This is a genomic window from Aerococcus sp. HMSC062A02 (genome assembly GCF_001809535.1).
Taxonomy (GTDB): domain Bacteria; phylum Bacillota; class Bacilli; order Lactobacillales; family Aerococcaceae; genus Aerococcus.
Genome location: NZ_KV797944.1, coordinates 1 through 2,948 on the forward strand (window position 1 = coordinate 1; position 2,948 = coordinate 2,948).

At 47.3% G+C, this 2,948-nt stretch carries 3 protein-coding genes; 1 reads left to right on the forward strand and 2 read right to left on the reverse strand.

The genetic code is table 11. The annotated features are described in order from the left end of the window. Positions 1–80 precede the first annotated feature (80 nt). Together HMPREF2626_RS08240 and HMPREF2626_RS08245 are read right to left on the reverse strand one after the other, a co-directional pair. Entirely contained in the window at positions 81–635 is a 555-nt protein-coding gene (locus HMPREF2626_RS08240) for an ECF transporter S component (protein ID WP_083294412.1), read from the reverse strand. A gap of 21 nt (positions 636–656) precedes the next feature. Then, complete coding sequence (locus HMPREF2626_RS08245; RefSeq protein WP_070619998.1) at positions 657–1,658, reverse strand: nucleoid-associated protein; 1,002 nt, start codon at positions 1,656–1,658, stop codon at positions 657–659. Positions 1,659–1,800: 142 nt separating this feature from the next. On the opposite strand from HMPREF2626_RS08245, the gene HMPREF2626_RS08250 reads away from it, so the two are divergent. Beyond that, entirely contained in the window at positions 1,801–2,340 is a 540-nt protein-coding gene (locus tag HMPREF2626_RS08250) for a DUF924 family protein (RefSeq protein WP_070620001.1), read from the forward strand. Positions 2,341–2,948 lie beyond the last annotated feature (608 nt).

Consider the following 2,948-nt stretch of genomic DNA (forward strand, 5'->3'; position numbering starts at 1 on the left):
GGGAACGACCGGCTGGAGCCGCTCTTATCCCTTTCGCCTCCAGTCATTCCTTTCTGAACGCCTTTGCTCACACCCTTTCTTTACAATATTTTTTCGCGGATGAGGCGTTGGCAGATGGGGACTAGGATGAGCATGAAGGCGAGGTTGCCTAGGGCGTGGCCAGTGTCGTATGGGAGGCCAGCTAGGTAGTAGGTCCAGAATGGCATGCCTAGGCCGAAGAGGATGAGCATCATGTAGCTGACAATGAGACCGTAACAATAGCCTGCGACTAGGGACCAGGCGAGGACGGCTAGAGGGTATTTGAAGAGGCCTAGCTTCATTAAGAGGTAGCTGATCAGGACGACCGCCCCATAGGCTAGGATCTGCCCCAGGGTCCAAGGTCCCATACCGAGGATAAGATTGCTGAGGAGCATGATGAGAGTAGCGACAATTAAGCCCCCTGACAGGCCAAAGAGCGGCACGGCCAGGATAACCATATCCGTCACAGGTTGGACATTAGGAACACCACTGACTAAGACCCGTCCCACCACGGCAACCGCTACCCAGAGGCTCAGATTGGTCAAGCGCCGGGTTAATGAGAGCTGCTGAAAATTAGGATAGCGGACCAGGTCCAGGTCTAATTTGGGTATTTTCATTTTTGTTTTTCCTCTTCTACTTTAGAACATATTTTTGATACTTTCAATATTCTTCAATTCGATGCCAATGGTCCCATCCGGATTATTCTTAATCTCCACCACTTCAGGGTCATTGAAAAGCTCAAGGGGAATGGTCAATTCGATGCCATTATCGAATTTAAGTTTTTGCCGCTGCATCTTGGCCGATAACATGTCTGGGCTGGCAGCTTGTTGGTGGATCATTCCCATTTCTTCAGTTTCCCGCAAGTAAGTTTGTTTTTGGCTGATATTGTCGCCGTAGAGCTGGTCAGCCAGTTTGCGGTTATCGAATTCTTGGTCGTCATAAACGGCGTGGTAGAGAATATCCTTAGCCTCTGCCAAGGCTTGGTAGTCTGTTTCATTATAGTGTTTAGCCGTCTTTTCAACGCCTTTTCTTATAATTTTAATGTTTTCATTCATATTGAGATTGGCTTCGATGCCCAAAAAGACTTCGCTCAAATAAGGCATCCGCTCGCCCGTTTCTTCCATCAAATGATTTTTTTCAATCAGGAAGTACTCGCTTGTCGTGGGGCAATAGAGGAACCCCTCATCAATGGCTTGTTTGGCCTTGGGCAGGATGGACCGGTGGACAATTAAATCATTGCGCAAGACCTCCTCATCCGTGGCGACGAAGTGGGTAAAGGATTCATTGTGGTTCAACTTGAACATCCCAACGAAGGGAAAATCATTGAGCACAAGCGATACCCAGAGCAGGTCTGCCGGTGGGATGTCCGGATTTAGGCGTAGGATCTGGAAGAATTTGGAGGTCATGGGTCGGGTCGTTGCTTGGAAGTCCCTAGCCAGGCTCTGGAGATTCTCGTAGATGGGTGCCGTTTCAGGAATCACACCATTCTTCTGCTTTCCTGTTTGCATGACCTGGTTCACCTTGCAGTCGACATAGTGAATAATGGTCTCATCCCGAAAGTCTAAAGCCGCTTGGGAGAGGATGGGTTCACTGGTGTTGACATCGTATATATGGAGGATAGCATCCCGAATTTGAATCATGGTCTTCCCTCTTTCTAGATAAATTACACCCCTTCATTTTAACGAATTTGCAGCTAAAAAGCGAATCAAATTCGCCAGGCTCGAAACAGGACTCTGATCCTATTTTATGCTATGATTAAAATAAAATTAAAGGAGGCCGACGATGTCAATCGAAGCAGTTTTAAATTTTTGGTTTGAAGAATTGGGCCCGAAGAAGTGGTTTAATGGTGGCCAAAGTGTCGACCAAGCTATTGCCGACCGCTTTAGCCAGCTCCACCAGGAAGTCAAAGATGGTGAGCATGCAGATTGGCGGGAAAGCCTTCGCGGACGCTTAGCAGAAATTATTGTCCTGGACCAGTTTTCCAGAAATCTCTATCGGGGAAGCGGCCAAGCCTATGCCCAAGACGATATGGCGCTCGCCCTAGCCCAAGAATGCATCCGGCTGGAAGACCTCTCTTCGCTCAGTCCAGAAGCCCGCTCTTTCATCTACATGCCCTTCATGCACTCCGAATCCCTCGTCATCCACGACCAAGCCATGGAACTCTTCTCCTCAGAAGAAGCCCTAGCCAACAATCTAAAGTATGAAAAAGCCCACTATGAAATCATTGAAAAATACGGCCGCTACCCTTACCGCAACGAGGCACTAGGTCGGAAAAACACACCCGAAGAAGAAGAATATTTGAAACATAATAAGGGTTTCTAAAATACCAAGTAAGATAAGCCCCTCCATTAGATTTTTTCTGATGGAGGGGGTTTCCTATTCTGGGATTTTTTGTGGGGCTACTTGCTAATGAAGACGCTATTTGAAAGTTAGGTCGGTTCTACTTGCTAATAGAGCTCCTATTTGAAAGTTGGCACGGTTCTACTTGTTAATGGAGTCCTCGTTTGAAAGTAGAAGGCCGGCTGCTTACAAATGGAGGTCCCATTTGAAAGCTAGCCCAAGTTTAATAACGAAAATAACCTAGTAAGGAGGCAATCATCCTTACTAGGTTATTTAATATTTTATATTTCTAACCGCGCTACTTCTCACCCTATAGTCAGGTTCGCAAAGGCAGAAAGGAAGTGACTTCAGCAAAGTGGAACGACCGGCTAAAGACGCTCTTATCCTCTTTGCATCCAGTCATTCCTTTCTAAGCGCCTCTGCTCTCACCCTTTGTAGTCGGGCTCGACTTGGCAGGCTTGGAGTGATTTCACAAGTCAGAAACGAGCGAATACTTCGCTCTTATTCTGACTTGCTCCAATCATCCAACTCTAACCGCCAAGTCTCTCACCCTTTATAGTCGGGTTCGGTTGCGCAGAAGTGGCTCCTCT